This window comes from Kitasatospora sp. NPDC093558, assembly GCF_040683475.1.
Classification (GTDB): Bacteria; Actinomycetota; Actinomycetes; order Streptomycetales; family Streptomycetaceae; genus Kitasatospora.
This window is the reverse complement of sequence record NZ_JBFBDY010000814.1, coordinates 1-2,482: the sequence shown is the minus strand read 5'-3', so window position 1 is coordinate 2,482 and position 2,482 is coordinate 1. Positions and strand designations below refer to the sequence as shown.

Here is a 2,482-nt window from a genome sequence, read left to right as displayed (position 1 = left end):
GCGAACGGATCGTCCGCGCCGCCGTGGACATCGCCGACGGCGAGGGCCTGGGCGCGGTGTCGATGCGCAGCGTCGCGGCCAGGCTCGGTGTCGCCGCGATGTCGCCGTACCGGTACGTCACCGGCAAGGACGACCTGATCCTGCTGATGGCGGACGCCGCGTACGCCGAGGAGACGTACCCGGCGGTGCCGCCGGACGGGTGGCGGGCCCGCCTGGAACTCGGCGCGCGCACGCTCTGGCGGATCCACCGCCGGCATCCCTGGCTGGCCCAAGTCGGCTCCCTCACCCGCCCGTTGATGGCACCGGCCCTGATGGTCCACGCGGAGTGGGCGCTCGCCGCCCTCGACGGCCACGGCCTCGAACCCGAGACGATGCTCGACCTGCACGTCCTGCTCTACGGTCACATCCACGGCATCGCGGTGCACCTCGAACGGGAGGCCCAGGCGCAGGCGGCGACCGGCCTCAGCGAGGACCAGTGGATGGACCGTCAGGCCCCCGCCTTCGCGGCGATCACCGGCGCGGCCCGCTACCCCGTGTTCACCAGGATCGCGAGCAGCTGCCGGGACGGCTACGACCTCGACCTGGACGCGCTGTTCGAGTTCGGCCTCAAGCCGCTCCTGGACGGCATCGCCCTCATGATCGAGACCCCGCCGTCCCGTCGTGCACGCACCGGGGGCTAACCCCACCCGCAACCCGGCGGATAGCAGCATCGTCGCGGGCCGGCGGTTCCGGAGAGGGTGGGAGCAGCGAATCCCGCTGCTTTCCCCGACGAGGAACCGGAGTCGACACGTGCTTGACCAGACGCAGCAGAAGGCCCGTCCGTCCCGGCGCTGGAGGGCCCTCGCGGCCGTGGCGGCCGTCGGCGCCCTGACGATGAGCGCCCTGGCCCCGGCTACGGCGTTCGCAGCGCCCAGGCCGGACACCGTCCAGCAGGGGCTCGACGCGCTGGTCCGGGACGAGGGCGTGCCCGGCGCGCTGGCGAGCGTCCGGAAGGGCGACGGCCGCACCCGCAACTACACCGCCGGGGTGGCCGATCTGGCCACCGGGGCGAAGGTGCCGGTCGACGGCCAGGTGCGGATCGGCAGCAACACCAAGGTGTTCACGGCGGTGGTCGTGCTGCAGCTGGTCGGCGAGGGGAAGATCGCCCTGGACAAGCACGTCGACGACTACCTGCCCGGCGTCGTCCGCGGGGACGGCATCGACGGGCGGAACATCACCGTCCGCCAGCTCCTCCAGCACACCAGCGGCATCCCGAACTACCTCAAGGCCGACCTCCAGCCCCGGTTCTACGAGCCCCGCGAGCTCATCGACACCGCCCTCCGGTACAAGGCCGAGTTCACCCCGGGTGAGCGGTTCGGCTACAGCAACACGAACTACGTCCTGGCCGGCCTGATCGCCCAACGCGTCTCCGGCCGGCCCCTCGCGGCGGAGATCGAACGCCGCATCATCAAGCCCGCCGGACTGCGCCACACTTACTTCCCCGGCCCCGGCGACGAGACCATCCGCGAGCCGCACCCCGAGGGCTACTACCGGGACGCGCCGGGTGCGCCGCTGCGCGACATCACGGAGATCGACCCGTCCTGGGGCTGGGCGGCCGGGCAGATGATCTCCACCAACTCCGACCTCAACCGGTTCTTCTCCGAGCTGCTCCACGGCGGTCTCCTCCAGCCCGCCCAGCTGGCGGAGATGGAGAAGACCGTCCCCGCCGAGTCCTTCGGCCCCGGCGCCGGCTACGGGCTCGGCCTGGTGAGCAAGCCCCTGCCCTGCGGCGGCGGCCGCTACTGGGGCCACGGCGGCTGCTTCCCCGGCTACGAGACCCGCGGCGGCGTCACCGAGGACGGCAGCGCCGCCGCCGACATCGCCGTGACGACCCAGCCGTCCGACCGGGACACCATGAAGCACGTCGAGAGCCTCGTCGCATCGGCCCTCTGCCGCTGACGCCGAGCGATGCCGAGGCACCGAGGCACACACGCGGCGGCACCATCGGCGGCCGTCGGCGACTCGCGTAGGGGGCACGGTCAGGCGGGCTGCCACAGTTCGATGCGGTTGCCCTCGGGATCGGTGACCCAGCCGAACCGTCCGACGCCGTCCATGTCCTGGGTTTCCCCGGCCACGTCCGCACCCTTGGTGCGCAGCTGCGCGAGCATGGCGTCCAGGTCGCGGACCCGGAAGTTGAGCATGGTCCGCTGGGCGGTCGATCCGAAGTAGTCGGTGCCGGACTCGAAGGCCGCGAACACCGTCGGGCCGGTCTCCTGGTGCCAGAGCCCGTTCGCGTCGGCGTCCAGGCCGAGGCAGTCGCGGTACCACGCGCTCAGGGCCGCAGGGTCGCCGGCCCGCAGGAAGTACCCACCGATTCCCAGTACACGTTCCATGGCCGCCATCCTGCCAGGACGGCGATCGGGGCGGGACGGCACCACGCCAACGCCCGTGTCCCCCCAGCGCGGGGGACACGGGCGTTGGCGTGGTGCCGGGTATCTCGTAC

General features: G+C 72.4%; 3 protein-coding genes. 2 read left to right on the top strand and 1 reads right to left on the bottom strand.

The window, feature by feature from the left end; genetic code table 11:
• Both AB0O00_RS35580 and AB0O00_RS35575 read left to right on the top strand, forming a co-directional pair.
• Nucleotides 1-680 (top strand): TetR/AcrR family transcriptional regulator C-terminal domain-containing protein (locus tag AB0O00_RS35580; protein WP_363658840.1); only part of this gene is annotated, 680 nt, incomplete at its 5' end.
• Between the two features lie 193 nt (nucleotides 681-873).
• Nucleotides 874-1,938 (top strand): serine hydrolase domain-containing protein, encoded by a 1,065-nt coding sequence (locus tag AB0O00_RS35575; protein WP_363658841.1) that lies wholly within the window; start codon nucleotides 874-876, stop codon nucleotides 1,936-1,938.
• 80 nt (nucleotides 1,939-2,018) lie between these two features.
• Here the strand turns inward: AB0O00_RS35575 and AB0O00_RS35570 are convergent, their stop codons facing one another.
• Nucleotides 2,019-2,372 (bottom strand): VOC family protein, encoded by a 354-nt coding sequence (locus tag AB0O00_RS35570; protein ID WP_363658839.1) that lies wholly within the window; start codon nucleotides 2,370-2,372, stop codon nucleotides 2,019-2,021.
• Nucleotides 2,373-2,482: the final 110 nt, after the last annotated feature.

Bases quoted from the DNA above. Each gene is read 5' to 3' on its own strand.
- AB0O00_RS35575 (WP_363658841.1), top strand. From the start codon at position 874: ATGAGCGCCCTGGCCCCGGCTACGGCGTTCGCAGCGCCCAGGCCGGAC.
- AB0O00_RS35570 (WP_363658839.1), bottom strand. From the start codon at position 2,372: ATGGAACGTGTACTGGGAATCGGTGGGTACTTCCTGCGGGCCGGCGAC.